Genomic DNA, 25,906 nt, shown 5'->3' with positions numbered 1-25,906 from the left:
GCTTGCTCGCGAAACGCCCAGCTCCGGAGCCGCCGGGAGTCACTGTTCGCGAGCAAGGACTGGGCGTCCCCCTCGGTCCTGCAATTACCGCCCAACCTGCTTGGGCGGCGCATCCTTACCACCCAGGTCGAGCACTTCCCGTACCAGCATGGCGATGCTCGACACGCCCATCTTTTCCTTGATCTTGGTGCGGTGCACATCGACGGTCTTCACGCTGATGTTCAGCTCGCGGGCGATGACCTTGCTGGCCTTGCCGTCGATCACCATGCCCAGTACTTCGCGTTCGCGGCCGGTGAGCAGGTTGAGCTTGCCCTGCAGCTGCTGGCGCTGGGTGGCGCCGGCGTGGACCTGCACGGCGTCCTTCAGCGCGGCCTGGATGCGTTCGAGCATCTGCTGCGGGTTGTAGGGCTTCTCGACGAAATCGATGGCGCCGTTCTTCATCGCCTTCACCGACATGGGGATGTCGCCGTGGGCGGAGACGAACAGGGTCGGCAGCGCGATGCCGCGCTCGTTGAGGATTTCCTGCAGCTGGAAGCCGCTGGTTTCCGGCATGCGCACGTCCACAACCAGGCAGGCCGGAAGGTCGGGATCGTAATGGGCGAGGAATTCATCGGCCCCGGCGAAGCACAGGGCCTGCACGCTGACCGATTCGAGCAACCAGGCCAGCGAGGTGCGCAGGTCCTTGTCGTCGTCGACGATGTACACAACGGGTTTACGGGTTTCCATTTCGGGCTACCACGGCGTTTCTAATTATTTTTCACCCCGAGGGGCGCAAGGCACGTCATTGGCGGGCCGTTGAAACCTTGCTGCGGCATTGGAATGCATGCGGTTTTCAGCGGCCTGCCATGCAGGATAACCATTGGATTCCTCGCTGACGATAAAGAAACCCCCTAGATGACTAGCGGCGATCTCCCTCCGGCATGGGGATCGTCTGAATATTGCCGCCTGGCCCCGGCGCTTACTCTCGTTCCATCAGCCACGGACCGCTTTGCGTGTGGTCCCCCGAGAGGAAGGGTGCCGAGATGGCCGACCTTAGCCAGACCCAGATCGACTTCCGCAACGCCATGGCCCAGCTGCCGGCGGCGGTGAACATCATCACCAGCGACGGCCCCGGCGGGCGCTGCGGCATCACCGCCAGCGCGGTGTGCTCGGTCACCGATTCGCCGCCGACCGTGCTGGTCTGCATCAACCGCAACAGCGCCAGCCACGACGTGTTCCGCGACAACGGCTACCTCTGCGTCAACGTGCTGCGCGGCGAGCAGGAAGAACTGGCGCGGCACTTCGCCGGGATGACCCGCGTGCCGATGGAAGAGCGTTTCGCCTGGGACCTGTGGGACAGCGCCTGCCCGCAGACGCCAGTACTGCGCGATGCCCTGGTGACCCTCGGCGGTCGGATCAGCGAGTGCAAGGAAGTGGGTTCCCACTCGGTGATGTTCGTCGAGCTGGACCAGGTCTCCGTGCGCGAGCAGGGCGACAGCCTCGTCTACTTCAACCGCCTGTTCCACCGCGTCGACCGCACCGCCGCGGCGGCGCAGTGCGCCCGCTGACTCCGGAGTGAGCATGACCCGCATCGAACGCCTCGAATCGATCATCGTCGACCTGCCGACCATCCGCCCGCACAAGCTGGCGATGCACACCCTGCAGCAGCAGACCCTGGTCATCCTGCGCCTGCGTTGCTCCGACGGCATCGAAGGCCTCGGCGAAGCCACCACCATCGGCGGCCTGGCCTACGGCAACGAGAGCCCGGAAAGCATCAAGGCCAACCTCGACGCGCACTTCGCGCCGCTGCTGGTCGGCCAGGACGCCAGCAACATCAACGCCTGCATGCAGCGCCTGGACAAGTCGATCAAGGGCAACACCTTCGCCCGCTCGGCGGTGGAAACCGCGCTGCTCGACGCCCAGGGCAAGCGCCTGGGGTTGCCGGTCAGCGAACTGCTCGGCGGCCGTGTACGCGACAGCTTGGACGTGGCCTGGACCCTGGCTTCCGGCGACACGGCGCGCGACATCGCCGAAGCCGAGCAGATGCTGGAACTGCGCCGGCATCGCATCTTCAAACTGAAGATCGGTGCCAACCCGCTGGAGCAGGACCTCAAGCATGTGGTGGCGATCAAGAAAGCCCTGGGCGAGCGCGCCAGCGTGCGGGTGGACGTCAACCAGGGCTGGGACGAATCCCAGGCCATCCGCGGCTGCCAGGTGCTCGGCGAGAACGGCATCGACCTGATCGAGCAGCCCATCGCGCGCATCAATCGCAGCGGCCAGGTGCGCCTGAACCAGCGCAGCCCGGCGCCGATCATGGCCGACGAATCCATCGAGAGTGTGGCCGACGCCTTCAGCCTCGCGGCCGACGGCGCGGCCAGCATCTTCGCCCTGAAGATCGCCAAGAACGGCGGCCCGCGCGCCGTGCTGCGCACCGCGCAGATCGCCGAGGCGGCCGGCATCGCGCTGTATGGCGGAACCATGCTGGAAGGCGCGGTCGGCACCCTGGCCTCGGCCCACGCCTTCCTCACCCTGGAAAAACTCACCTGGGCCACCGAGCTGTTCGGCCCGCTGCTGCTCACCGAGGAAATCGTCACCGAAGCGCCGGTATACCGCGACTTCCAGTTGCACGTGCCGCGCACGCCCGGCCTTGGCCTGAGCCTCGACGAAGAGCGCCTGGCGCGTTTCGCCCGCCACTAACGGAGAAAACCCAATGCTGTTCCACGTGAAGATGACCGTGAAATTGCCCCTCGACATGGACCCGGCAAAAGCCGCCCAGCTCAAGGCCGACGAGAAGGAACTGGCCCAGCGCCTGCAGCGTGAGGGCAAGTGGCGCCACCTGTGGCGCATCGCCGGGCACTACGCCAACTACAGCGTGTTCGACCTCGCCAGCGTCGAGGAACTGCACGACACCCTGATGCAGTTGCCGCTGTTCCCCTACATGGACATCGAGGTGGATGGGCTCTGCCGCCACCCGTCCTCGATCCATTCCGACGACCGTTGACTCCACCCCAGATAACAACAAGACGAGGTAAGCCGAATGACCGTGAAGATTTCCCAGTCCGCCGACATCCAGAAGTTCTTCGAGGAAGCCGCGGGTTATGGCAACGACCAGGGCAGCCCGCGCTTCAAGGCGCTGATCAACCGCATCCTCATCGATGCCGTGCGCATCATCGAGGACATGCAGGTCACCGACGACGAGTTCTGGAAGGCAGTGGATTACCTCAATCGCATGGGCGCCGGCCAGGAAGCCGGCCTGCTGGTGGCGGGTCTGGGGCTCGAGCACTTCCTCGACCTGCTGCAGGACGCCCGTGACGAACAGGCCGGCCTCACCGGCGGCACCCCGCGCACCATCGAAGGCCCGCTGTACGTGGCTGGCGCGCCGCTGTCCCAGGGCGAAGCGCGCATGGACGATGGCAGCGAGGAGGGCGTCGCCACTCCGATGTTCCTCGAAGGCCAGGTGCTGGACCTGGACGGCAACCCCATCGCCGGCGCCACCGTCGACCTGTGGCACGCCAACACCAAGGGCATGTACTCCTACTTCGACCAGAGCCAGTCCCAGTTCAACCTGCGCCGCCGCATCGTCACCGACGCCCAGGGCCGCTACAAGGCGCGCAGCATCGTGCCGAGCGGCTACGGTTGCCCGCCGACCGGCACCACCCAGGAAGCCCTGAACCTGCTTGGCCGTCATGGCCAGCGCCCGGCGCATATCCACTTCTTCATCTCGGCGCCGGGCTATCGCCACCTGACCACCCAGATCAACCTGTCGGGCGATGAGTACCTGTGGGATGACTTCGCCTACGCCACCCGTGACGGACTGGTGGGCGAAGTGGAGTTCCGCGAGGACGGCGTGCGCGGTGTGAAGGGGCGCTATGCCGACCTGCAGTTCAGCTTCCAGCTGCAGAAGGCGGCGGGTACCGACGCCGAACAGCGCAGCCAGCGTCCCCGTGCGTTGCAGGTGCAAGGCGCCTGATATCGCTGTGATGTTCCCGTAGGAGCGGACTCCGTCCGCGATGCTCTTGTACCAGGGCTATCGCGGACGGAGTCCGCTCCTACGAAAGCTTGTCCCGCCGATTGCCGCCCCTCATCAATCCCTCCAAAGAGGCACCCGTAGGAGCGGGCCATGCCCGCGAAGCTCTTGTGAACGGGGCTATCGCGGGCATGGCTCGCTCCTGCAAGAGCTCGTCCTGCCAACCGCCGGCGCTATCGGCGCCTCAAACCCTGAACCGCTGAATCAACTGCCGCTGGTAATCCGCCATCTCATTCAGCCGGTGGCTGACCTGCGCCGATTGCTCCGCCTGCCCCGACAGCGAATGGGTCACGTCACGGATGGCTTCGATGTTGCGGTTGATCTCCTCGGCGACGCAGCTCTGTTCCTCCGCGGCGCTGGCGATCTGCAGGTTCATCTCGCTGATCAGGTTGACCGAGCTGGCGATGCGTTGCAGCGCCTCCACCGCCTGCTGCACCTGGCCGACGTTGTGCTGCGCCTGGCCGTGGCTGCCGTGCATGGCCTGGGCGACCTCGCGGGTGCCGCTCTGCAGGTTGGCGATGACCTGGCGGATTTCCTCCACCGAACTCTGCGTGCGCTGCGCCAGACCGCGCACCTCGTCGGCAACCACGGCGAAGCCACGGCCCTGTTCGCCGGCGCGGGCGGCTTCGATGGCGGCGTTGAGGGCGAGCAGGTTGGTCTGTTCGGCGATGGAGCGGATCACCTCCAGCACCTGGCCGATCTGCTCGCTGCGTTCGGCCAGGGCCTGCACCTGGCTCATCGCGGCGGTCATGCCCTGGGCGAGTTCACCGATGCCGTGGGTGGCGTGGGCGATCACGTCGAGGCCTTCGCGCGCCGCGTGGTCGGCCTGGCTGGCGGCTGCGGCGGCCTGGGCGGCGTTGCGCGCGGAGTCCTGGGCGGTGGCGGACATCTCCTGCAACGCCGTGGCCACCTGGTCGATCTCGCGGAACTGCTGCTGCATGCCGTCGCTGGCTTCGCGGGCGACTACAGCCGACTGGTCGGCGGTGGCGCGGGTGTCGCTCACCGCGCCCTGCAGCTGACCCATCACCGGCTGCAGCTTGTCGAGGAAGCGGTTGAAGCCCTGCGCGACCCGGCCGAGCTCGTCGCGGCGGCTGTAGTCGAGGCGGCGGGTGAGGTCGCCGTCGCCGTCGGCGATGTCCTCGACCATGCCGGCCAGGCGCAGCAGCGGGCGAGTGACGCCGCGCGCGGTGAGCCAGACCAGGGCGATGCCGAGCAGGCTGAGCAGCAGGCCGACACCGAACTCGACCATCGAACCGTGGGCACGTTCGTCATCCATGGCGCGTTGCAGGCTGACGGCCGGGGCCATCAGGGTGGCGTGCGGCACGCTGAGCAGCACGCCCCAGGGCGCGGCGCCGGTGATCGGTTCCAGCGGTTCGAGCACCTGGATCTGCTCGGCATCGCTGAGCGTGAACGGCTGGTTGCGCTGCTGCGCGGCGAGCAGATCGTTGGCCCTGGCCGGTTGCACGTCGTGCAGGCGCTTGCCGACGCTGGCGGCGTCCTGGCTGTTACCGGCAATTACCCCCGCAGGGCTGAGGATGCTGATGCGCCCGCTGCCGTCGTACAGGCTGGCGGCGCTGGTCCGGGCGTTCTGCTGCAGGCTGTCGAGGCTGATGTCGAGGCCGACCACGGCGATCACCTGGCCGTCTTCCAGCAGCGGGAAGGCGATGCTGGTGACCAGCCGGCGGGTGCCGGAGGCATCGTCGCTGTAAGGGTCGAGCACGCACGCCTGGCGGCTGTCGCGCGGGCAGGTGTAGAAGGCGTTGTAGGGCTTGCCGCTGGGGCCGGGGGAGGTGTCGGAGAGGGTCTTCTCGTCGCCGATCACCGGCGTCGGCGCGCCGCCTTCGCCGCGTACCCAGTAGACCGAGAAACGCCCGGTCTCGTTGCTGCCGGCCTCGGCGTTGCCGTGGAACTGCGCGTCGGCCTTGTCCAGCGCCTGTGGCTCGAAGACCAGGTAGAGGCCGAGCAGGTCGGCCTTGCCGGCGATGGCGTCGCGCAGCTCGTGGGTCAGGCGCTGGCGCAACGTTCGCGCGTCGATCTCGCCGCGTGCCGCCTGGGCGCGCAGGCTCAGCAGCTGGCGGCTCAGGCCCTGGCCATAGTCGTAGGTGCGCAGGAACAGGCGTTGCAGTTGCAGCGCCTGCACCTTGCCCTGGGCCTGCAGGTTGGTTTGCGCGGCGCTGGCCAGCATCTGCCGGCTGGCGTCCTTCACGCGCGTGGTGCTCAGCTGGTTCTGGTACAGCGACAGGCCGACCAGCAGGGTGACCACCAGGATCAGGCACAGGCTGGCGAGCAGGACGATCTTGCTCTGGATATTCAGGGTCGGAAGGGGCATGGGATGGCACCTGATGCAGAAACAGGAACGGGGCGGCGCCTTGCGGCGACCACCCCGTGGAGTCATGCGCGACCGTGGTCAGTACATGAAGGAGAAGACCACCTGGCTGTACAGGTTGGTGTCGTTGTTGCCGAGCTGGGTGCCGCCTTGCTCGGCGCTCTTGTCCGGCTGGTAGAGGCCGATCAGCGGCATCACCATCAGGTTCTGGGTGACGCCCCATTCGGCGTACAGGTCGAATTCGTGGCCGTCGGTGTTGCCCAGGTTCTTGTCGAGGGTCTTGAAGTCGAACAGCATGGCGCCGAGGTTCAGGTTCTCCAGCGGAGCGACCTTGAAGGTGAGCTGCTGGATCTTGCTGTTGCTGTTGAACGGGCCTGCGTAGTTGCCCGCCACCTCGCCCTGGAACCAGGTGCCGTAGCCGCGGCTGAAGCCGTAGAACAGGGTGTCGTAGTTCTCCGAGAAGCGGCTGTAGCGGTAGCTGACGCCGGGCGTCCAGGCCACGTCCTTGAAAGTCCAGCCGGCTTCCAGGTACCACGCGTTCTCGTTGTCGACATGGCGCTTGTCCTGCTCGGCGTATTCACCGGAGAGGAACAGGTTCTCCACGCCGGCATTGCCGGTGGCGCGCAGGCTGTAGGTCTTCATGTCCTTGCGGTCGAGCTGCAGGGGCGAGGCGTATTCCTCGTCGATGTCGGTGACGTCGATGTAGGTCAGGCCGACGGTGGCTTCCTTGGCCACGTGCTCCAGGGTGCCGACGTAGAGTTCGGACTTGGCCTGGGCGCGGTTGTCCGACTTCAGCCACATCAGGTCGCTGCGCCAGCCCTCCTTGCCACCCAGGCGCAGCACGGCGGTTTCGTCGAAGTTCTTGCGCGCCGCCAGGTAGTAGGCGCCGCCACGGTTGAACTCGCCATCGGCCACACCCTTGCCGAGGTTCAGTGCGTCGCCGTCGATCAGGAAGCCGTCGCCGACCACGATGTTCTGGCGGCCGAAGGAGAGGTCCACGCCGTCGTCGCCCAGGGCGGAGAACAGCTTGCCGGAGCGCCAGCCGAGGGAGGCGTCTTCGATCTTGGTGGTGCGTTCGGTGCCGTCGGTGAAGCCGGCGGCATCGCCATCACCCCAGGTGCCGGAGCTGAGCAGGCCGAAGGCGCCATAGGTGGTGCCCACGCCGGCCAGACCCTTGTCGAAGCTCAGGCCGTACTTCAGGTAGCCCTCGCGCCAGGACGACGAGCCCTCGCTCAGCCTGCCGCTCGGAGCATAGTTCTCCTGGCTGTGGAAGATGCCGAAGGTCGCTTCCAGGTTGGCGTTCAGGTGGGTGTCGTCGTCGGCGTAGAGCTGGTAGGCGCTGGCGGGGCCTGCCCCGGCGATGAGCAGGGCGAGCAGGGTGGGGCGCAGCACGGCGGCGTGGGTCATGGTGAAGGCATCCGTTTCGTTATTGTCGATTGGGGGGATGTGACTTCTGCCGATGCTAAGTAAGGGGTGGCCCTGCGCCGTTGCTCCTGTCTGCCAAGTGATTGTGTGTGATTGCCAGATCGGCGGGGCCCGGTCCCCCACGTCGGAGGACCCATGACGGCGAACTCTGTAGGAGCGCCCCATGGGCGCGATCGCGGGCATGGCCCGCTCCTACAAGGGAGGAAGAGTCTTCAGCGTGCGCGGGAGATCAGCGACGGCTGTTCGGCGTAGAGACGCTTGTACAGGGCCGAGAAATGGCTGGAGCTGGCGAAGCCCAGGTCCAGCGCCAGGTGGGTGATGCTCTGCTGCGGCTCCTGCTTGAGCCTGCGCCGCGCCTCGGCCAGACGCAGGCTGAGGAAGAACTGCTGCGGCGTGCTCTGGCAGATCTGCCGGAAGCAGTACTGCAGGGTGCGCTGGCTGGTGTTCAGTCTCTGGCTCAGCTCCAGCAGCGACAGCGGTTCGGACAGGTCCGCCTGCATCCGCTCGATGGCCGCCAGCACCAGCCGGCGATGTTGCTGCAGTGAGCGCGGCGCACCTTCGCGGTCGCTGCCGGGGAGGATTTCCTCCAGCGCTTGCAGCACGTGGCTCACCATCCGGTCGACGGCATGGCCGGCCTGCTGTGGGTCGGCCACCCGCCAGGGCTCGCTTTCGAAAGTGGCGATGGCGTCGCACAGGCTGCGCCGCAGCTCACCCGCGCCGGTCGGCGAAAGCTGCAATCGCCGCTGCTCCAGAGCGCGCTCGAACAGCTCGCGCTCCTCGGCGCCGAGCAGGCGTTCCAGCTGCGGCTGGCTGAAGGTCAGGCCGAGCATGTGCATTTCCCCGGCGGCGCAGATTTCCAGCTCGCGGCCGCCTTGGAGCACCAGCAGGGTGTCGTCGTGCAGGGCCTGGCCGTTAAAGCGTGAATCGCCGTTGGCACGCAGGGGGATACCGATCACCAGGTGGCCGGCGGGCGGCGCCATGTTCTCCTGCAGGTGCAGGTTGGAGTGCTCGTAGATCAGCGAGGCGTCGGGCAGCTGCACATGCAGCAGCTCCGCCTGCAGGCGGCCGTGGCCGAGCTGGGTGTAGTCCTGGCTCCAGCCGGCGAGGGCGCAGGCCAGTTCATCGGAGTCAGTTGCCTGGTGGCGGGCTATGCCGGTCATGGCGGTTCACCTCGGTTGTGCGCCGAGTATCGGTCAGCACTGGCGCGCAGGCTTGTCCCTGCGCGCCAGGGGCTTGCAGCTGGCTGCCAGATTCAGCGGCCGGCGAGGTAGGCGCTGGCCAGTGTACAGGCACGCTCGATCAGCATGGGCGCCAGTTCCCGAGCGGTCTCGCTGTTGCGCCGGGTGTGCACCCAGCCCAGGTACGTGGTGCCGCGCAGGGCGAGGAACAGCGGCAACGCGGCGCGGTCGGCGACGGACAGCGGTTTGACCGAGTCGTAGCCGGCCAGCAGCGCCGCCTGGATCTGCGCCAGGCGCGGATCATCGAGGCAGAAGTACAGCGCGGTGGCCAGCTCGAACATGTGCCAGCCGAAGCCGGCGTCGTCGAAGTCGATCAGCTGCAGTTCGCCGCCTTCGAGCAGCAGGTTCTCCGGTACCAGGTCGGCGTGGATCATGCCGAAGTTGCCCAGGCCGCGGCCGTAGCGGCGCAGGTCCAGGCGCGCTTCCTGGCGGGCGCGCTGGAGCAGGTCGCGTTGCGCGTCGCTGAGCAGGTCGAGCTCCCAGAAGCGCCCCCAGAACGGGTTGGCGCCCACCAGGCCTTCCTCGTCCCAGGCGTGCCGGGTGAACTCGTTGGGCTGGCGCCACTGGGCCGAATTCAGATGGATGCGCGCGGCCACGGCGCCGGCCTGGTGGAACAGCGCCTCGATATCGCCCTCGGCGCTCAGGCCCTGCTCGGCGGAGCCCAGGGTGCTGCCGCCGAGCCAGCCGAGCATGTCGACGAAGCGCGGCTCTTCCAGCGCGGCGCTGCGCACCTCGGCCAGGTGTTCGCCGCTGCGGGTGCGGATGATGCTCGGCACGCCGATGCCGCCGGCGGCCAGTTGCTCCATCCAGGTCAGCTCCGAACGCAGCGCCGCTTCGCTGTGATAGCCGCCGCGATGCACGCGCAGGGCGCTGCGCGTGCCGTCGCTGCGGGTGGCGCAGAACACCGCGTTCTCGCGGTACTTGAGCAGTTCCAGGCCGACGAAATCGCCGTCCCAGTGGCGCAGGGCATCCAGCGCCAGGTCGCGCAGGCAGGCGATCTGCTGGTCGTGATCAAGCTCTGCGAAACAAGCCTTGGAAAAGTCGTTCATGGTGGCTCCTCAGAGTTCGCTCAGGACCTGGTCCAGGGTGTCGATGAAGCGCTCGCCGTGCTCGGCTTCAAACACCAGCGGCGGGCGGATCTTGAGGATGTTGTCGTCGCCGCCGATCTTGCTGATCAGCACGCCACGCTGGCGCATGATGTTGACGATGCGGCGGGCCTCGATGCCGGCCGGCTCGCGGCTGGCGCGGTCGCGTACCAGCTCCACGGCGAAGAACAGGCCCTGGCCGCGCACGTCGCCGATGATCGAATGGCGCTCAGCGAGGCGGTGCAGTTCGGCGCTGAGCTTCGCGCCCTGGCGCCGGGCGTTGCCTTGCAGGTCCTGCTCGGCGATCACGTCCAGCACCGCCTGGCCGACGGCCGCAGCCACCGGCGAGCCGCCGAAGGTGTTGAAGTACATATTGCTGCGGCCGAAGGTCTCCACGCGCTCGCGGTGGGTCACCACGCCCGCCAGGGGGAAGCCGTTGCCCATGGGTTTGCCGAGGGTGACGATGTCCGGCACCAGCGGGTGCGACTGGTGGCCCCACATGTGGTCGCCGGTGCGGGCGAAGCCCGATTGCACCTCGTCGGTGATCAGCAGGCCGCCGGCAGCGCGCACCAGCTTGGCGACGCGCTCCAGGTAGCCGGCCGGCAGGCGCGGGATGCCTTCGTTGGCGAACAGGGTGTCGATCAGCATGGCCGCGAGGCCGACGCCTGCCGCCTGCAGTTCAGCGATGGCTTCGGCGACCTTGGCCAGGTAACAGTCGGCGACCTGCTCGGGCGTGCCGTCGGCATGGTAGAGGCAGGGGATCGGCACGGCCCGCGCATGGGGCGAGAACGGCTCGGAGCTGGGCAGCGCGGTGGTCACCGCCGCCAGGCTGGTGGTGTTGCCGTGGTAGTTGTAGTCGCTGACGATCACCCCCTTGTTACCGGTGGCGAAGCGCGCCATGCGCAGGGCCAGTTCGTTGGCCTCGCTGCCGGTGCAGGTGAACATCAGGCTGTCCAGCGGTTCGGCAAAGGTCGCGGTGAGGTTCTCGGCGTAGCGCACCACGCGTTCGTTGAGGTAGCGGGTATGGATATTCAGCGTCGCCGCCTGTTCGGCCATGGCCGCCACCACCTTGGGGTGGCAGTGGCCGACGCAGGGCACGTTGTTGTAGCAGTCCAGGTAGCGCTTGCCGGCGGCGTCGATCAGCCAGACACCTTCGCCTTTCACCAGCTCCAGCGGTTCGTCGTAGAACAGTGGCGAGGCGTCGCCCATGACCTGGTGGCGGCGTTGCAGCAGGGTGGGTTCAGACATTTTCGGCATTCTCCAGAGGCTTGCCGGCGCGGGTGGCGGCGCGCAGCAGGTAATTGAGGATCAGCGCGGCGACCACCAGGGCCAGTGCGCTGAGCATGGCCACTTCCAGCTGGAAGCAGGCGGCGATCACCACCAGCGTCAGCAGCATGCCGACGCTTGCCACGACCGGGCCGCCGCGCAGGCGGAAGGGGCGCACCAGGCCCGGCTGGCTGCGGTGCAGGCGCAGGTAAGCGGCGAACAGCACCAGGTGGCAGCTGCCCAGCAGCAGGACGATGCACAGCAGGAGTTTTTCCGGCGGCACCAGGGTCAGCGGCAGGCCGATCACAGTCAGCACCAGCAGGGCGACGTAGGGCGCGCCACGGCGATTGGTGCGGGCCAGCGCGGCGGGGAAGAAGCCGTCGCGGGCCAGGGCGAACAGCTGGCGGGAGGCGGAGAACACCACCGAGAAGAAGGTCGCCAGCAGGCCGCACACGGCACCGGAGCCGACCAGCAGCGGCAGCCAGTCGCGCTCGCCGTAGAGCCCGCCGTGGGTCATGGCGGCGTAGAGCGGATCACCCGCGTTGCCGACCACTTCCACACCGGCCGCGCCCGGCGCGCTGATCACCACGGTCAGGGCGGTCAGCAGCAGGGTGCCGACGGCGGCGATGATTCCGCGCGGCATGCTGCGGCCTGGGTCGGCGGCTTCTTCGGCGGCGGAGGCGACCTGCTCCAGGCAGATGAACATCCAGATGGCGAAGGGCACGCAGGCGAACACGCCGGCGACGCTCACGCCCGGCAGCGCGCTGCCAGCGGTCGGCAGCAGGTTTTCCCAGTGCACGTGGGGCAGCATGGCGCCGCCGAAGGCCAGCAGCGCGATGGCCGCCACGGCGCCGGCCAGCAGGGTCAGCCCGAGGGCTTCGCCGACGCCGATGATGTGGATGCCGATGATCAACGCGAACAGGCCGATGCGCACCGGCCAGCCGCCGAAGCCGAACACCGACTCCATGTAGGCGGCGAGGAAGTTGGCGGCAGCGCCGGTGCCGATGGTCAGCGCGAGCGCGCAGGCGGCGCCGACCAGGTAGCCGACGAAGGGCCCGAAGGCCAGTTGCGCGTAGGCGAACACGCCGCCGGCATGCGGCCGTGCGGTGGAGAGTTCGCACACACAGAGCGCCAGGCCGCCGCAGAGCACGGCCATCAGCAGGGTGGCGACGAGCATGTTGGCCCAGCCACTGCTGGCCAGACCGTAGTTCCAGCCGGAGAACTGCCCGGCGATGACCAGTGAAATGCCGAGCCCGGCGATCTGGGGCCAGCGAAGTACGCCTTGTTTGAGCATGGTGGTTGTCCCTTGCCTGTAATTGATCGAAGTGGTGAACGGCAGTCAGCCGCGCGCGCCGGAGCGCAGCGGGCAAGGGAGGTGTTCGGCGGGTGCCGAGGGTTGGATACGTGGAGTCATGGAACGGGCCCTTCTTGTTGTTTTATGGGGGTTGCACGCGCCTGCCGTGATGTGCGGCGGGCAGGGAAAAGGTACGAAGGGCGCGGGGTGGGGCGATATCAGAAATGCGCAAAGTCGCGGCGCGGTTTTTGTGGGAGCGGTGGTGGCGCCGGCCTTGCCGGCGGTTCGCGGGCAGGCTTGCTCCTGCGTTGTTTTCTGGGTGATCCCCCTTCGGGCCAGCGCTTGCGCTGAACGCACTTCAGTTCGGCCCGAAGGGTGAGCGCAGCGAATACCCCAAAGACGTTGCTTCTACAGGCTGCTTTGAACCGGGTCATGGAGCATCGATACAGCATGCGCAAAAAAAAGCCCGCCAGAGGCGGGCTACAAGAGACCAAAGGAGTCAGGGTTTGCTGATGCCGTCGTCGATGACGATGCCCTGCGCGCGCATCTGGCTGATCAGCCCGGCGCGGGTCGACGGCAGGTTGAGCATGGCCTCGTGGCGGATCGCCGCGACTTCCTGCTCGGTGTACGGCTGGTAGTTCGCCGGCATGCTCTTACCGGCCATGCCGTCCTCGCGCATGATCCAGTTGATCAGCTCCGCCAGCTGCGCGTTGCTGAGCGCCGACTGCGACATCCCCGGCACCCGGACGAGGAACTGGCGTCCGCCGTCCACCTTGAGGAAGTTGCCGACGAAGCCCTTCATGCGCGGCGTATCGTTGGCCGCCGAGCCTTCGCCATCGCCCAGGTGGCACCCGGCGCACTGCAGCTGGTAGTTCACCGCCGTGCTGTAGTGCGCCTGGGCAATCGGAGTCTGCGGCGATTCGTTGCCCGGAGCGTGTTTCTGGTTCGGGTTGGGGATGGCCCGGGCCATGGCGAGCGGAGCCGCCATGGCGCAGACCAGTCCGACGATCAGTAGCGAGCGCATGGGCGCCTCACACCGCGACGCCGCGGATGATCGAAACGGTGCAGTGGTAGATGTGCGACTTGGCGGCCAGGCACCAGTTCACATCGTTGTTGTTGAACGGACGGTAGGCCGGTTCCTCGCTGTCGTTGCGGGTGCAGGCGCACTGGTTGCAGCTGTGCTTACCGCAGCAGTCGTTGTAGGAAATGATGTAGTCCTTGCCGTCCGACGGGTTGCGGCAGGTACCGATCCAGGTCACCTGGGAGGCCTCGGTGCCCGGCGGGCAGGAGGTCACGCTACCGCCGCAGCAGGAGCAGAGGAAACCGTCGATCGAGCAGTAGCGCCAGTAGTCGCAGCTGTTCGGGTCACCCGGATCGCCGGCCTTGGGCGCTTCGGCGGCGAGCGCCTTGCTGGTGCGGTCGATCGGCAGCAGTACCGGCAGGGCGGCGCCGGCGACCATCAGCGAACCGAGGCGGCCGAGCAGCTTGCGGCGGGAAGTGGTGTCGGCCACGTGACGGGCGGAGCGCTCGAACAGGAGGTCGAGGAGTTTCATGGGGGTCTCCTTTCGTTATCGTTATGCGTGGGAGTGTGGAGTGTCGTGGCTGTGGTCGTGCGCGTGGGCATGGCCGTGCAGGTATTGCTGCAGGGTGGCGCTGCCCAGGTGCTCGGCCTCGAACAGGCTGTCCAGGTGCTCGCGGGAGTTGACCAGGCCCTTGGAGCGCAGGATGCCGTTCTGATCGATCAGCGCCGCGTAGGGCAGCTTGCCGATCTGGTAGGTCATGCCGACTTCAGGTCCTACCACGTAGGTCGCGTCTTCCAGCTTGTGCTCGCGGATCAGCGCCTGCTGGGCATCCATGTCGCCATCGCTGACGTAGACCACTTCCAGGCGGTCGGCCTGCTGCTTGGCGATGGACTTGATCGCCGGCAGCAGCGACTTGCAGATCGGGCAGGTCGGCGAGAGGAAGAACAGCAGCTGGGCTTTCCCGCCGGCGTAGCCGAAGTTGACCGGACGGCCATTGCGATCAGCCGCGGTGACCTGGGGTGCGGGCTCGTTGACCGCGACGCCCTTGTCGACCATCAGAGCGCCGGCCGGAGCCAGGCGCGAGTGGAGGACGCCGATCTGGCGAACCAGACCCATGACAGCGAAGGCCAGGGCGATCAGCAGTGCCCAGAGCAGGATGTTGGAAACGATCAGAGCTTCCATGGTTCACCTTCCAATAAGTTTGAACAGACGGGGGCCGTTGGACAGCAGGCCTTCGGCGGCGGCATAGATGAGCAGGGCGGTGGCGCTGGCGGCGATGACCACGAAGCCGTCGAACAGACCGAGTTCGCGGGCCTGCGGCGACAGGCCGGCGGCCAGTGCCAGGGCGACCAGGATGGCGTTGCGTGCCAGCAGCACCGGGCGCAGCGGTTGCGCCTGGTCGGGGCCGGAGCAGCCGCAATCGATGTCGCGGCGGCCGCGCCACAGGTTGAAGCCGATGGCGGCGGCGTACAGCGCCAGCAGCAGGGCGGCGACCAGTGCCGCGCCCGCCCGGCTGGCCGGAACCAGCAGGGCGAAGGCGACGCCGATTTCCAGCAGCGGCAGGCCGCGGGCGACTGGCTTGAGCAGTGCCTTGGGCAGCAACTGGTAGTCTTCCAGTTGCCGGGTGAAACGGCCCGGCGCGCGCAACTTGTGGGTCGCGGCGTTGGCCAGGATCACCGAGATGGAGACGGCACTGGCGATGACGTAGATGGGGTCGATGTTCATGAGCTGTGCCTCGCTCAGTGACTCATGATCTGAGTCGCGGTTTTCTGCAGCTTCTCCATGGTCCCGGTGAGCTTGCCGGTCTTCAGGTCGAAGATGTCCACGCCGCCCTCGACGTTGATGCCCAGCAGCAGCGGGTTCTCGTCGCTGGTGGCTTGCAGGCTCCAGATCGGCGCCTTGCCTTCCAGGGTGCCGACCTTCTTGTGGGTCTTCAGGTCGAAGGCCCAGATGATCGGGCTCGGGTCTTCCCACTTCATCGGCTCGTGCTTGTCATGCATCAGCACGTAGAGGCGGTCGAGCTTCGGCGCGATAGCCATCAGCTGCCAGCCACCCGGCGCCCAGCCGGCTTTCTGCTCTTCGTCGGTGACCAGCGACCATTCGGGCAGCACTTTGGGCTGTTTGCCGGACAGGTCGATGCCACGCACGGTGCCGGTGGTGGTGGTGAAGTAGTAGGTGTCGCCGACGTTCACGGCGCGCTCGTTGAGCTTTTCCTTGTCCGGGGAGAAGAACGGCGTGCGGGTGCGGGCGGTTTCCTTGCCATCGTCGCCGAGGGTTACCAGCTGGATGCTGCCGTCGCCGCACAGCGAGGCGATGCCGCGCTTGCCGACCGGGTAGCTGAGCACGCAGCCGGGGATGGCGATTTCGCTGGTGACGGACTTGGCCTTGGTGTCGACCACGGTGATCGAGGTGGACGGGGTGAAGTTGTAGACGTAGACGAAGCGGTCATCGGTGCTGGTGCCGATGCCGAAGCGCTGGGTCAGCGACTCGGCGCGCTTGGACGGGATGACCACTTCCCAGTCAGGCGACAGGGTCGAGGTGTTCCAGGCAGTCAGCACGTCGGTGCGGGTGCCACGGGTGCCGCGCGAATAGAACAGGTCGGCGCTGTACAGCAGCTTGCCGTCGCGGCTCAGGGTCGAAGGCGCGGCGAAGCCGGTGCTGACCATGCCCAGCAGGCGCTTCTGGTCGGCATCGATCACGGTCACGCGACCGGCAACGAAGCTGTCGAACTCGACATCGACCACATACGCGCGGTGCGGGCTGGGCGGGAACGGAAGGGTGGTCTGGCCGACGCCCTTGTCGGCCGGAAGGTCGGCGAAGGCGCCGTGCACGCAAGCAAGCGCCACGCCGAGGGCCAGTGTTGTCTTGGCGAGGATCCTGTTTATTCGCATCAGGTGGACTCCCTGGATTTATTGGAATTGCGGAGCGTCAGAGGTGGCAGGGTTCTACGGATCAAGTCTGCCCGCGACCGGGTGCGGGGGAATTGTTCTGCGTGCCAATCGGTTGTCTGGCCGTGCCACCGCCGCCTGAATGGTCACGCTTGGCGGGTAGGCGAATGGCGTGCCTGTCCGGGGCGCGCTGCGACTGGTCTAGATGACTGTAGAGCACGCTGGCGCGGGGCTTGGGGAATCTTTGCGGCGCTGTAGCGGGGTGATGTGAAGGGGTTTGATTTTCTGCCAGAGGGGGCAGGAGCGTAGGGCGTATAACGTTCGACGTTATACGCCGTTTGGCCTTGGTTTCAGGGCGCTCCGTGTTCGGCTCTGGCGTTGGCGGTGGGGCACGGTGTATCGGCGTACAACCGCGAACGGTTGTACGCCCTACGCAGGCGCCTTCTGTAGGAGCGAGCTTTCTCGCGAACGGAGTTTCCCGGTGGCATCGGTGTTGGGCGGTTCGCGAGCAAGGACTGGGCGTCCCCCTTGGTCCTGCAGGTTGGCGGCAGACACCGGAGCAGACCTACCAACGCGGATTCCGCCGCGATGGATTTCGCGGGCGTGGCCCGCTCCTACGGGGGAGGCAGGATTTTCTCCATCGAACGACAGGCAAAAAAGACCGGCCCTAAGGCCGGTCGAGGGTGACACCGGAGATAAGACTGTCCAGCCTCAGGCGCGCTTGAGCACCAGGGTCAGGATGTCGTAGCTGGCCACCAGCTCGCCAAGCTGGTTGGTCACTTCCACGTCCCAGGCCACCACGCCCTGCGGCTCGCCCTTGGGGCTCTTCTTGCCCTGGTCGATCTTCCGCTTGCAGGTCAGGCGCGCCTGGATGGTGTCGCCGATGCCCACTGGGTTGATGAAGCGCAGGGTGTCCAGGCCGTAGTTGGCCAGCACCGGGCCGACGCCGGGGGAGACGAATAGGCCGGCGGCCGCCGAGAGCACGAAGTAGCCGTGGGCGATGCGCTTGCCGAACTGCGAGTCCTTCGCCGCCAGCTCGTCGAAGTGCATGTAGAAGTGGTCGCCCGACAGGCAGCCGAAGTTCACCAGGTCGGCTTCGGTGACGGTGCGGCGGTGGGTCAGCAGCGACTCGCCGATCTTCAGGTCGTCGAAATGGCGGCGGAACGGGTGCACCTCGGTCTCGTAGACCTTGGCGCCGCGCACGTACTCGCCGGTGACGGCCATCAGCATGGTCGGCGAGCCCTGTACGGCGGTGCGCTGCAGGTAGTGCTTCACCGCGCGCAGGCCGCCCAGTTCTTCACCGCCGCCAGCGCGACCCGGGCCGCCGTGCTTGAGCACCGGCAGCGGCGAGCCGTGGCCGGTGGATTCGGCGGCGGATTCGCGGTCGAGGATGTGCAGGCGGCCGTGCAGCGCGCCCATGGCCGGGACGACTTTCGCCGCCACCTGCGGATCACGGGTGATCAGGCTGGCCACCAGGCTGCCTTTGCCGCGGGCGGCGAGGGCGATGGCTTCGTCGATGTCGTCGTAGGCCATCAGGGTGCTCACCGGGCCGAAGGCCTCGATGTCGTGGGCGCCACCTTCGGCATGCGGATCGCGGCTGCGCAGCAGGGTCGGGGCGAAGAACGCGCCTTCGTTGACGTTGTCGCCACGCGGGGAGAAGCCATCTTTGGCGCCGAAGACCAGTTCGCTGGATTTCAGCAGCGCTTCGACGCGCTCGGCGACGTCGGACTGCTGGGCGTGGGAGGCCAGGGCGCCCATCTTCACGCCTTCCACCGACGGGTCACCGACCACGACCTTGGCCAGACGGTCACGCAGGCGCTCGGCCACGGCGTCGATGTGCTTGGCGGGAACGATGGCGCGGCGGATGGCGGTGCATTTCTGCCCGGCCTTGGTGGTCATCTCGCGGGCCACTTCCTTGACGAAGAGGTCGAATTCTTCGTCGTCCGGGGTGACGTCCGGGGCGAGGATGGCGCAGTTCAGCGAGTCGGCTTCGGCGTTGAACGGCACCGAGTTGCGGATCAGGTTGGGGTTCACGCGCAGCTTGGCGGCGGTGTCGGCCGAGCCGGTGAAGGTCACCACGTCCTGGCCCAGCAGGCGGTCCAGCAGGTCGCCGGTGCCGCCGATGATCAGCTGCAGGCTGCCGGCCGGCAGCAGGCCGGATTCGTGCATCACGCGCACGGCGGCTTCGGTGATGTAGCTGGTGGCGGTGGCCGGTTTGACGATGCACGGCATGCCGGCGAGGAAGCTCGGCGCGAACTTCTCCAGCATCCCCCAGATCGGGAAGTTGAAGGCGTTGATGTGTACGGCGATGCCGCCGCGCGGCACCAGGATGTGGCTGCCGGCGAACTTGCCGGTCTTGCCCAGCGGGATGGCCGGGCCTTCGTGGACGACGTTGCCCGACGGCAGCTCGCGGCCGCCGACGCCGGCGTAGGCGAACAGGGTGCCGGCGCCGCCTTCGATGTCGATCCAGCTGTCGGCGCGGGTGGCGCCGCTGTGGCGGGAAATCTCGTAGAGCTGTTCCTTGCGCTCGGTCAGGTACATCGCCAGGGCCTTCAGGCGCTGGGCGCGCTGCTGGAAGTCCATGGACATCAGTTCTTTCAGGCCCTGCTCGCGGGCATGGGCGACGGCTTCGGCGAAGTCCAGCGCCTCTTCGTGGGTGCGAGCGACGGTCTGGCCGTTGAGCGCGCTACGCAGCGCCTGGGCGCCATGCTGGCCGACCCAGCGGCCGCCGATGAAACTTTGCAGGATTGGCTCTTGGGCCATGGTTGTCTTCCTCCGGATCGCTACGCAAGGGGCCGGCTGGTGCCGGTGACCGCCGCGCCGGGTGGGCGTCGGCGGCGCGTTGTTCAGTGGCGGGACGGGGCCGCCGGATTAGGGCCGCCAGGGGCCTTGTGGGCCGCTGGCGGTGGAGCGTTCGATAAATCGGCGTTCGCCTGCGGTGGCGGGCCATGCCCGCCATCGCGCCCATGGGGCGTTCCTATAGTGCGTAGGATGGGTAGAGCGGAGCGAAACCCATGCTGTCTGGAGTCCGCTGCCCTGGAACGATGGGTTTCGCTTCGCTCTACGCCATCCTACGAAGAGCCAGTTCAGAGCTGGTCGAAGTCCAGGACGACGCTGTCGCTGATGGGGTAGGCCTGGCAGCTCAGCACGTAGCCGGCCGCCACTTCGTAGTCTTCCAGGGCGAAGTTGCTGTCCATCTCCACTTCGCCGGAGACCACCTTGCACTTGCAGGTCGAGCACACGCCGGCCTTGCAGGAGTAAGGCAGTTCGGCGCCGTGCTGGTTGCCGGCGTCGAGCACGCTGACGCTGTTGCGGGCCAGCTCGAAGGACAGCTCGCGACCATCGCTGATCACGGTGATCTGGCTCTTCGCGCTGTCGATCACGGCGGCGGCCTGGCGGGCCTCGCGCTTGCTCTCGCTGCCCGCGGCGGCGAACAGTTCGAAGTGGATGCGTTCGGCCGGCATGCCGTTGCCCTTGAGCTGGTCGCGCACGGTCTCGGTCATCGCCTGCGGGCCGCAGATGAAGGCGGCGTCGAGGCTCTTCACGTCGAGCCAGCGGCTGAACAGCTGGCCGCACTTGTCGGCGTCGATGCGGCCGTTGTAGAGGTCCACGTCCTGCTGCTCGCGGCTGAACACGAAGATCAGGTTGAGGCGCTGCAGGTAGCGGTTCTTCAGGTCTTCGAGCTGCTCGCGGAACATCGCGGCGTTGCTGGAACGGTTGCCGTAGAGCAGGGTGACACGGCTGTGCGGCTCGATTTCCAGGGTCGTCTTGACGATCGACAGGATCGGCGTGATGCCGCTGCCGGCGGCGACTGCCAGGTAGTTACCGTGGCGCGCCGGGTCCAGCGCGACGTTGAAGTGACCGGCCGGCGGCATGACTTCCAGGCTGTGGCCGACCTTCAGCGCCTCGTTGGCGTAGGCGGAGAAACGCCCGCCCGGCACGCGCTTGATCGCCACGCGCAGTTCGCCGTCGTTGACGCCGCTGCAGATGGAGTAGGAGCGGCGCACTTCCTCGCCGTCGAGCTGGGTGCGCATGACCAGGTGCTGGCCGTGCTCGAAGCGGAAGCTGTCGGCCAGGTCCGCCGGGACGTCGAAGGCGATGGACACGGCGTCACGGGTTTCCGCGCGCACTTCCTTGATCTTCAAACTATGGAATTTGCTCATTGTTCTTCTCCGGCGGCGGCGCCGCTCAGATGCACTTGAAGTAATCGAATGGCTCGCGGCAATCGATGCAGCGGTACAGCGCCTTGCAGGCGGTGGAGCCGAACTGGCTGAGCTGCTCGGTGTGCAGGCTGCCGCATTGCGGGCAGCGCACTTCCGGAGTCTCGCCGAGCAGGCTGCGCTTGCTGGTGCTGCCCGCCGGCGGGGCGATGCCGTAGTCGCGCAGCGCCTTGCGACCGTCGTCGCTGATCCAGTCGGTAGTCCAGGCCGGATTCAAGCGGCGCTCCAGTTGCGGCGCGGCGAAGCCGGCGTGCTCCAGGGCGTGCTGGATGTCCTGCTCGATGACCTCGGTGGCCGGGCAGCCGGAGTAGGTCGGGGTGACCACCACGTGCAGGTGGCCGTCCTGCCAGTCGAGCCCGCGCACGATGCCCAGATCGACCACGCTGACCACCGGCACTTCCGGGTCCATCACCGCACCAAGCACGCTCCAGGCGTGGCTGAGGTCGTCAGCCGTACCGGCGCGGGCGCCGCGGTCGCTGGTAATCAGCTCACCAGGTCGCATCGGGGTAGGCTCGCTGGAGGAACTGCATCTCGGCCAGGAGGATGCCCAGGTGCTCGGTGTGCAGGCCGCGACGGCCGCTGAGGTAGAAGTTCACCGCAGGCTCGGGCAGCGGCAGGGTCGCGGCGGCGAAGATGTCGGCGACCTTGGCTTTCCATGCGGCGGCGAGTTCTTCGGGGTTCGGTGCGACGCCGTCGGCGAACAGGCGCTGCTCGATCTCGTCGGCATTGCAGAGTTCGACGGTGAAGCGCCACACCTGCGGGACCGCCGCGAGCATGCGCGCATGGCTTTCCTCGGTGCCGTCGCCCAGGCGCTGTATCCACTCGGCGGAGCGGCGCAGGTGGTAGGTGACTTCCTTCAGGCCCTTGGCGGCGATGGCGGCGATGCGCTCGTCGCTGGAGGCGCTCAGGGCGTGCAGTGCATGGAAGTGCCAGGCGTCATAGAGGAACTGCTTGGTGATGGTCACGGCGAAGTCGCCGTTGGGCTGCTCCACCAGCAGCAGGTTGCGGAAGGCGCGCTCGTCGCGGCGGAAGGCCAGGGCGTCGGCGTCGCGGCCGTCGTCCAGCAGTTCCACGGCGTACTCGTACCAGTTGCGCGCCTGGCCCACCAGGTCGAGGCCGACGTTCATCAGCGCCAGTTCTTCTTCTAGCGCAGGGGCGTGGCCGCACCATTCGCACAGGCGCTGGCCCTGGATCAGGGCGCTGTCGGCGAGGCGCAGCAGGTATTCGATCTTGTCATTCTTCGGGTTCATCGCACGCGTCTCACATGTGGCCGACTTCGGGCGGCAGCTCGTAGAAGCTGGCGTGGCGGTAGACCTTGTCCTGGGACGGGTCGAACAGCGGGTCCTTCTCGTCGGGGGAGGAGGCAGTGATCAGCGCGGAGGGCACGACCCACAGGCTCACGCCTTCGTTGCGCCGGGTGTACAGCTCGCGGGCGTTCTTGATGGCCATGGCGGCGTCGGCGGCGTGGACGCTGCCAACGTGCTTGTGGTTCAGGCCGTGCTTGCTACGGACAAAAACTTCAAAAAGGGTCCACTCACTCATGGTGTTCTCCTCGCAGCTCAGGCGGCGTCGCGTTTCTGTTGTTGTTTGCGGGCGTAGGCGACTGCGGCTTCGCGGACCCAGGCGCCGTCTTCGATGGCCTTGCGGCGGGTGGCGACGCGCTCGGTGTTGCACGGGCCGTTGCCCTTGAGCACTTCGTAGAATTCTTCCCACTGGATGTCGCCGAAGTCGTAGTGGCCGCGTTCCTCGTTCCACTTCAGGTCCGGGTCCGGGGCGGTGCAGCCGAGCAGTTCCAGCTGCGGCACGGTCTGGTCGACGAAGCGCTGGCGCAGCTCGTCGTTGCTCTGCCGCTTGATCTTCCAGGCCATGGACTGGGCGCTGTTGGGGGAGTCGGCGTCGCTCGGGCCGAACATCATCAGGGCCGGCCACCAGAGGCGGTTGATGGCGTCCTGGACCATGTCCTTCTGCGCCTGATTGCCGTGGCGCATCATGGTCAAGAGGATTTCGTAGCCCTGGCGCTGGTGGAAGCTTTCTTCCTTGCAGATGCGGATCATCGCGCGGGAGTAGGGGCCGTAGGAGGTGCGCTGCAGCACCACCTGGTTGACGATGGCGGCGCCATCCACCAGCCAGCCTACCGCGCCCATGTCGGCCCAGTTCAGCGTCGGGTAGTTGAAGATGCTCGAGTACTTGGCGCGGCCAGCATGCAGCTTGGCGATCTCGGCGTCACGGTCAGCGCCCAGGGTTTCCATCGCGCTGTAGAGGTAGAGGCCGTGGCCGGCTTCGTCCTGGATCTTCGCCATCAGCTGCAGCTTGCGCTTGAGGGTCGGTGCGCGGGTCACCCAGTTGCCCTCGGGCAGCATGCCGACGATCTCGGAGTGGGCGTGCTGGGAAATCTGCCGGATCAGTGTCTGGCGGTAGGCGTCGGGCATCCAGTTCTTCGCCTCGATCTTGATCTCCGCGTCGATCTTTTCCTGGAAGGCGCGCTCCTCGGGGGACATCTCGTCCAGCGCTTTGATGCGCTTCACGCCGGTCTCAACCAGTTGTGCGTACATGCTGTGTCTCCAGCCTTTTGTCTTGTTCGTGGGACGGCCTTGGCCATGGCTGTATTTTTAAATGATACAGAAATGAATGTCTAACACTAAATGATGTGTCGTAATTGGATTTTGTATCGCTTTGGCAGGTTTTCGAGCCGTTTGGTTGGCGTAAAAAGGCGGATTTTCAGCGATAAAGTTGGCTATTTGCCTTGTATGTGCTGGTAACGTGTGGAGATTGTCTGTGCTGTTGTTGCGAGTGGGCGGTGGGCGGTTCTGAGCTGAAAAGGCGACGAAGTGATACGGAAATGTATTTCTATTAATTAATAAGTTCGGTTGATTGTGTGGATTTTGTAGGAGTGAGCTTGCTCGCGAACCATGCTTTCCGGCGGCTATGGAGTTGGGCGGTTCGCGAGCAAGCTCGCTCCTACGAAAAGCCAGAGGGCGTCAGGCTTGGACTATCACCTGGAAGCCACCGAAGATCATGCGCTGCCCGTCGAAGGGCATGTCGTTGAATTCGGTTTTCATCCGTGGGTCCTCCATGAACTTCTTCATGCCCGCGTCCCGCGCTTCCTTGCTGGGCCAGGTGATCCAGGAGAACACCACGGTCTCGTCCTCCTTGAGCTTCACCGCCATGGGGAAGGAGGTCACCTTGCCCTCGGGCACGTCGTCACCCCAGCATTCGACGACGCCGAGCGCGCCATGCTCCTTGAACAGCGCCGCGGCCTTGCGCGCCACCTCTATGTAGCGCTCGCGGCGGGCGGTGGGTACCGGTACGAGGAAGCCTTCGACATAGGTCATCGTTCATCTCCTGCGATTGGGCGTGCGGCCGGATGCCGTTTGCCTTTGAGGAATAGTCGAGGGGCGGGGTGGGAGATCGACAGGGAAGGGTGGTGGGGCGACGGGTGGTCGGTTAGAGGTAGGGTTCTGAGAGCGAATGCAGGAGCGAGCTTGCTCGCGAACCGGGGTCAACTCCACTACTCCAGCGCTCGGGCTGTCGAAGGCATCGCCAGCTCCTACACGCTACCTCCCGAGCTCCCCTGTAGGAGCGGGCCGCCCGCGATCCGCCGGCAAAGCAGGCGTCAAAAGGCTTCGCGAGCAAGCACGCTCCTACGAAAAACAAAAAGCCCCGCCGAAGCGGGGCTTTTCGATCACGCAGACCCTCAGCCTTTCGGCCGGTTGTCGTAAACGTGGCAGGCCTTGCCTTCCGAACGCTTGAGGCTATGGCTCGGCTGCACCAGCACCCGCGCGCTGACTCCGATGTGGGTCTTGATCTGCTTGCCCAGCTCGTTGCCGATGGCTTTCTGCTCGTCCGCCGACAGGTTCTGCAGGTCATGACGCAGTTCGACGTGGACGTCGATGCAGTCGAGGTTGCCGTTGCGGTGCAGGTGGATCTCGTAGCACTCGGCGAGCTGCTTGATCTTCAGCACCTGCTCCTCGATCTGCGTCGGGAACACGTTCACCCCGCGGATGATCAGCATGTCGTCGCTGCGCCCGGTGATCTTGTCAATGCGCCGCATCGGCCGCGCGGTGCCCGGCAGCAGGCGGGTCAGGTCGCGGGTGCGGTAGCGGATCATCGGCAGCGCTTCCTTGGACAGCGAGGTGAACACCAGCTCGCCGTATTCGCCGTCGGGCAGCACGGCGCCGGTCGCCGGGTCGATGATCTCGGGGTAGAAGTGGTCTTCCCAGACGGTCGGGCCGTCCTTGGTCTCGGCGCATTCCATGGCTACGCCCGGACCCATGATTTCCGAGAGGCCGTAGATGTCCAGGGCGGTGATGCCCATGCGTTCTTCCACGGCGCGGCGCAGCTCGGCGGTCCACGGCTCGGCGCCGAAGATGCCCAGGCGCAGTTTGAGGCTGTGCGGGTCGACGCCCTGGCGCTCGATCTCGTCGGCGATGTTGAGCATGTAGGACGGGGTGACCATGATGATGTCCGGCTGGAAGTCGCGGATCAGCTGGACCTGCTTCTCGGTCTGGCCGCCGGACATCGGGATCACGGTGCAGCCCAGGCGCTCGGCACCGTAGTGGGCGCCCAGGCCGCCGGTGAACAGGCCGTAGCCGTAGGACACGTGCACCTTGTCACCCTTGCGGCCGCCGGCGGCGCGGATGGAGCGGGCGACCACGTTGGCCCAGGTGTCGATGTCGTTCTGCGTGTAGCCGACCACCGTGGGCTTGCCGGTGGTGCCGCTGGAGGCGTGCAGGCGCACGATCTCGCTCTGCGGCACGGCGAACATGCCGTAGGGGTAGTTGTCGCGCAGGTCGTTCTTGCTGGTGAAGGGGAACTTCGCCAGGTCGTCCAGGGAGTTCAGGTCGTCCGGGTGGACGCCCGCCGCGTCGAAACGCTGGCGGTACAGCGGGACGTTTTCGTAGGCGTGCTTGAGGCTCCAGCGCAGGCGCTCCAGCTGGTGCTGGCGCAGCTCGTCGACACTGGCGGTTTCCATCGGGTCAAGCAGGGCACGTTCGGCATCATGGTACATGTTCATGGGTTCACTCGATTTGTTCTTGTACGCCAGCCCGGGTGCGGGCTGCGAGTGTCATGGGAGCAGGATAACGCCCCCGTTCGCGGAAGGCTTCGAATCCCTGTCAGAGACTTTGCTCTGCCTGC

At 66.5% G+C, this 25,906-nt stretch carries 23 protein-coding genes and 2 pseudogenes; 4 read left to right on the top strand and 21 right to left on the bottom strand.

Annotated features, from left to right (window positions below; genetic code table 11):
* Window positions 1-84: 84 nt before the first annotated feature.
* A complete protein-coding gene (locus GA645_RS15365) occupies window positions 85-726 on the bottom strand; it encodes a response regulator transcription factor (RefSeq protein WP_152223880.1) in 642 nt (213 codons plus the stop codon).
* Window positions 727-1,022: 296 nt separating this feature from the next.
* Between GA645_RS15365 and hpaC the strand changes: the two genes are divergently transcribed.
* The 4 genes from hpaC to catA are packed head-to-tail and all read left to right on the top strand — an operon-like array spanning window position 1,023 to window position 3,949.
* The gene (gene hpaC, locus GA645_RS15360) at window positions 1,023-1,547 is read left to right on the top strand and encodes a 4-hydroxyphenylacetate 3-monooxygenase, reductase component (RefSeq protein ID WP_152223879.1); all 525 of its coding nucleotides are present in this window, start codon (window positions 1,023-1,025) and stop codon (window positions 1,545-1,547) included.
* Between the two features lie 13 nt (window positions 1,548-1,560).
* On the top strand, window positions 1,561-2,676 hold the full coding sequence (locus tag GA645_RS15355; protein ID WP_152223878.1) for a muconate cycloisomerase family protein: 1,116 nt from the start codon (window positions 1,561-1,563) through the stop codon (window positions 2,674-2,676).
* Between the two features lie 13 nt (window positions 2,677-2,689).
* Complete coding sequence (gene catC, locus GA645_RS15350) at window positions 2,690-2,980, top strand: muconolactone Delta-isomerase (RefSeq protein ID WP_152223877.1); 291 nt, start codon at window positions 2,690-2,692, stop codon at window positions 2,978-2,980.
* A 36-nt stretch (window positions 2,981-3,016) separates the two neighbouring features.
* Entirely contained in the window at window positions 3,017-3,949 is a 933-nt protein-coding gene (gene catA, locus GA645_RS15345; protein ID WP_152223876.1) for a catechol 1,2-dioxygenase, read from the top strand.
* 241 nt (window positions 3,950-4,190) lie between these two features.
* Here catA and GA645_RS29300 read toward each other — a convergent pair.
* The 20 genes and pseudogenes from GA645_RS29300 to paaK form a co-directional block, all read right to left on the bottom strand.
* Window positions 4,191-4,706 (bottom strand): annotated as a pseudogene (locus tag GA645_RS29300) (methyl-accepting chemotaxis protein); the annotation flags it as partial.
* A 390-nt stretch (window positions 4,707-5,096) separates the two neighbouring features.
* Window positions 5,097-6,191, bottom strand: a pseudogene (locus GA645_RS29295) (chemotaxis protein); the annotation flags it as partial.
* A 222-nt stretch (window positions 6,192-6,413) separates the two neighbouring features.
* On the bottom strand, window positions 6,414-7,739 hold the full coding sequence (locus tag GA645_RS15335; RefSeq protein ID WP_152223874.1) for a hypothetical protein: 1,326 nt from the start codon (window positions 7,737-7,739) through the stop codon (window positions 6,414-6,416).
* A gap of 230 nt (window positions 7,740-7,969) precedes the next feature.
* On the bottom strand, window positions 7,970-8,917 hold the full coding sequence (locus tag GA645_RS15330; RefSeq protein ID WP_152223873.1) for a helix-turn-helix domain-containing protein: 948 nt from the start codon (window positions 8,915-8,917) through the stop codon (window positions 7,970-7,972).
* Between the two features lie 92 nt (window positions 8,918-9,009).
* On the bottom strand, window positions 9,010-10,044 hold the full coding sequence (locus tag GA645_RS15325) for a phosphotransferase enzyme family protein (protein ID WP_152223872.1): 1,035 nt from the start codon (window positions 10,042-10,044) through the stop codon (window positions 9,010-9,012).
* Window positions 10,045-10,053: 9 nt separating this feature from the next.
* Window positions 10,054-11,328, bottom strand: a complete 1,275-nt coding sequence (locus GA645_RS15320) for an aspartate aminotransferase family protein (protein WP_152223871.1) — start codon at window positions 11,326-11,328, stop codon at window positions 10,054-10,056.
* Window positions 11,321-12,640, bottom strand: coding sequence for an amino acid permease (locus tag GA645_RS15315; protein ID WP_152223870.1), 1,320 nt, complete (start codon window positions 12,638-12,640; stop codon window positions 11,321-11,323). Before GA645_RS15315 ends, GA645_RS15320 begins: the two co-directional genes overlap by 8 nt.
* Window positions 12,641-13,139: 499 nt before the next feature.
* Window positions 13,140-13,664: a cytochrome C gene (locus GA645_RS15310; RefSeq protein ID WP_152223869.1), complete on the bottom strand. Its 525-nt coding sequence runs from the start codon at window positions 13,662-13,664 to the stop codon at window positions 13,140-13,142.
* A 7-nt stretch (window positions 13,665-13,671) separates the two neighbouring features.
* Window positions 13,672-14,193, bottom strand: coding sequence for a methylamine dehydrogenase light chain (locus tag GA645_RS15305; protein WP_152223868.1), 522 nt, complete (start codon window positions 14,191-14,193; stop codon window positions 13,672-13,674).
* 21 nt (window positions 14,194-14,214) lie between these two features.
* On the bottom strand, window positions 14,215-14,844 hold the full coding sequence (mauD, locus tag GA645_RS15300) for a methylamine dehydrogenase accessory protein MauD (RefSeq protein WP_152223867.1): 630 nt from the start codon (window positions 14,842-14,844) through the stop codon (window positions 14,215-14,217).
* A 3-nt stretch (window positions 14,845-14,847) separates the two neighbouring features.
* Window positions 14,848-15,387, bottom strand: a complete 540-nt coding sequence (locus tag GA645_RS15295; protein ID WP_152223866.1) for a MauE/DoxX family redox-associated membrane protein — start codon at window positions 15,385-15,387, stop codon at window positions 14,848-14,850.
* A 14-nt stretch (window positions 15,388-15,401) separates the two neighbouring features.
* Window positions 15,402-16,553 (bottom strand): amine dehydrogenase large subunit, encoded by a 1,152-nt coding sequence (locus tag GA645_RS15290; protein WP_152223865.1) that lies wholly within the window; start codon window positions 16,551-16,553, stop codon window positions 15,402-15,404.
* Window positions 16,554-17,261: 708 nt separating this feature from the next.
* Window positions 17,262-19,313, bottom strand: coding sequence for a phenylacetic acid degradation bifunctional protein PaaZ (gene paaZ / locus GA645_RS15285; RefSeq protein WP_152223864.1), 2,052 nt, complete (start codon window positions 19,311-19,313; stop codon window positions 17,262-17,264).
* Between the two features lie 323 nt (window positions 19,314-19,636).
* Entirely contained in the window at window positions 19,637-20,713 is a 1,077-nt protein-coding gene (gene paaE / locus GA645_RS15280; protein WP_152223863.1) for a 1,2-phenylacetyl-CoA epoxidase subunit PaaE, read from the bottom strand.
* Between the two features lie 25 nt (window positions 20,714-20,738).
* Window positions 20,739-21,272: a 1,2-phenylacetyl-CoA epoxidase subunit PaaD gene (gene paaD, locus GA645_RS15275; protein WP_152223862.1), complete on the bottom strand. Its 534-nt coding sequence runs from the start codon at window positions 21,270-21,272 to the stop codon at window positions 20,739-20,741.
* Complete coding sequence (paaC, locus tag GA645_RS15270) at window positions 21,259-22,020, bottom strand: 1,2-phenylacetyl-CoA epoxidase subunit PaaC (protein ID WP_152223861.1); 762 nt, start codon at window positions 22,018-22,020, stop codon at window positions 21,259-21,261. Before paaC ends, paaD begins: the two co-directional genes overlap by 14 nt.
* 10 nt (window positions 22,021-22,030) lie before the next feature.
* On the bottom strand, window positions 22,031-22,312 hold the full coding sequence (gene paaB / locus GA645_RS15265; protein WP_152223860.1) for a 1,2-phenylacetyl-CoA epoxidase subunit PaaB: 282 nt from the start codon (window positions 22,310-22,312) through the stop codon (window positions 22,031-22,033).
* Window positions 22,313-22,329: 17 nt separating this feature from the next.
* Window positions 22,330-23,322: a 1,2-phenylacetyl-CoA epoxidase subunit PaaA gene (gene paaA / locus GA645_RS15260; protein WP_152223859.1), complete on the bottom strand. Its 993-nt coding sequence runs from the start codon at window positions 23,320-23,322 to the stop codon at window positions 22,330-22,332.
* 426 nt (window positions 23,323-23,748) lie between these two features.
* Complete coding sequence (locus GA645_RS15255; RefSeq protein WP_152223858.1) at window positions 23,749-24,102, bottom strand: DUF1428 domain-containing protein; 354 nt, start codon at window positions 24,100-24,102, stop codon at window positions 23,749-23,751.
* Window positions 24,103-24,464: 362 nt separating this feature from the next.
* A complete protein-coding gene (gene paaK, locus GA645_RS15250; RefSeq protein WP_152223857.1) occupies window positions 24,465-25,784 on the bottom strand; it encodes a phenylacetate--CoA ligase PaaK in 1,320 nt (439 codons plus the stop codon).
* Between the last annotated feature and the right edge of the window lie 122 nt (window positions 25,785-25,906).

Source organism: Pseudomonas sp. SCB32 (genome assembly GCF_009189165.1).
Lineage (GTDB): Bacteria > Pseudomonadota > Gammaproteobacteria > Pseudomonadales > Pseudomonadaceae > Pseudomonas.
This window is presented reverse-complemented; position numbering and strand designations above follow the sequence as displayed.

What these genes read in the sequence shown, in the direction of transcription:
- GA645_RS15365 (WP_152223880.1), bottom strand. Translation starts at nt 726, where the DNA reads ATGGAAACCCGTAAACCCGTTGTGTACATCGTCGACGACGACAAGGAC.
- hpaC (WP_152223879.1), top strand. Translation starts at nt 1,023, where the DNA reads ATGGCCGACCTTAGCCAGACCCAGATCGACTTCCGCAACGCCATGGCC.
- GA645_RS15355 (WP_152223878.1), top strand. Translation starts at nt 1,561, where the DNA reads ATGACCCGCATCGAACGCCTCGAATCGATCATCGTCGACCTGCCGACC.
- catC (WP_152223877.1), top strand. Translation starts at nt 2,690, where the DNA reads ATGCTGTTCCACGTGAAGATGACCGTGAAATTGCCCCTCGACATGGAC.
- catA (WP_152223876.1), top strand. Translation starts at nt 3,017, where the DNA reads ATGACCGTGAAGATTTCCCAGTCCGCCGACATCCAGAAGTTCTTCGAG.
- GA645_RS15335 (WP_152223874.1), bottom strand. Translation starts at nt 7,739, where the DNA reads ATGACCCACGCCGCCGTGCTGCGCCCCACCCTGCTCGCCCTGCTCATC.
- GA645_RS15330 (WP_152223873.1), bottom strand. Translation starts at nt 8,917, where the DNA reads ATGACCGGCATAGCCCGCCACCAGGCAACTGACTCCGATGAACTGGCC.
- GA645_RS15325 (WP_152223872.1), bottom strand. Translation starts at nt 10,044, where the DNA reads ATGAACGACTTTTCCAAGGCTTGTTTCGCAGAGCTTGATCACGACCAG.
- GA645_RS15320 (WP_152223871.1), bottom strand. Translation starts at nt 11,328, where the DNA reads ATGTCTGAACCCACCCTGCTGCAACGCCGCCACCAGGTCATGGGCGAC.
- GA645_RS15315 (WP_152223870.1), bottom strand. Translation starts at nt 12,640, where the DNA reads ATGCTCAAACAAGGCGTACTTCGCTGGCCCCAGATCGCCGGGCTCGGC.
- GA645_RS15310 (WP_152223869.1), bottom strand. Translation starts at nt 13,664, where the DNA reads ATGCGCTCGCTACTGATCGTCGGACTGGTCTGCGCCATGGCGGCTCCG.
- GA645_RS15305 (WP_152223868.1), bottom strand. Translation starts at nt 14,193, where the DNA reads ATGAAACTCCTCGACCTCCTGTTCGAGCGCTCCGCCCGTCACGTGGCC.
- mauD (WP_152223867.1), bottom strand. Translation starts at nt 14,844, where the DNA reads ATGGAAGCTCTGATCGTTTCCAACATCCTGCTCTGGGCACTGCTGATC.
- GA645_RS15295 (WP_152223866.1), bottom strand. Translation starts at nt 15,387, where the DNA reads ATGAACATCGACCCCATCTACGTCATCGCCAGTGCCGTCTCCATCTCG.
- GA645_RS15290 (WP_152223865.1), bottom strand. Translation starts at nt 16,553, where the DNA reads ATGCGAATAAACAGGATCCTCGCCAAGACAACACTGGCCCTCGGCGTG.
- paaZ (WP_152223864.1), bottom strand. Translation starts at nt 19,313, where the DNA reads ATGGCCCAAGAGCCAATCCTGCAAAGTTTCATCGGCGGCCGCTGGGTC.
- paaE (WP_152223863.1), bottom strand. Translation starts at nt 20,713, where the DNA reads ATGAGCAAATTCCATAGTTTGAAGATCAAGGAAGTGCGCGCGGAAACC.
- paaD (WP_152223862.1), bottom strand. Translation starts at nt 21,272, where the DNA reads ATGCGACCTGGTGAGCTGATTACCAGCGACCGCGGCGCCCGCGCCGGT.
- paaC (WP_152223861.1), bottom strand. Translation starts at nt 22,020, where the DNA reads ATGAACCCGAAGAATGACAAGATCGAATACCTGCTGCGCCTCGCCGAC.
- paaB (WP_152223860.1), bottom strand. Translation starts at nt 22,312, where the DNA reads ATGAGTGAGTGGACCCTTTTTGAAGTTTTTGTCCGTAGCAAGCACGGC.
- paaA (WP_152223859.1), bottom strand. Translation starts at nt 23,322, where the DNA reads ATGTACGCACAACTGGTTGAGACCGGCGTGAAGCGCATCAAAGCGCTG.
- GA645_RS15255 (WP_152223858.1), bottom strand. Translation starts at nt 24,102, where the DNA reads ATGACCTATGTCGAAGGCTTCCTCGTACCGGTACCCACCGCCCGCCGC.
- paaK (WP_152223857.1), bottom strand. Translation starts at nt 25,784, where the DNA reads ATGAACATGTACCATGATGCCGAACGTGCCCTGCTTGACCCGATGGAA.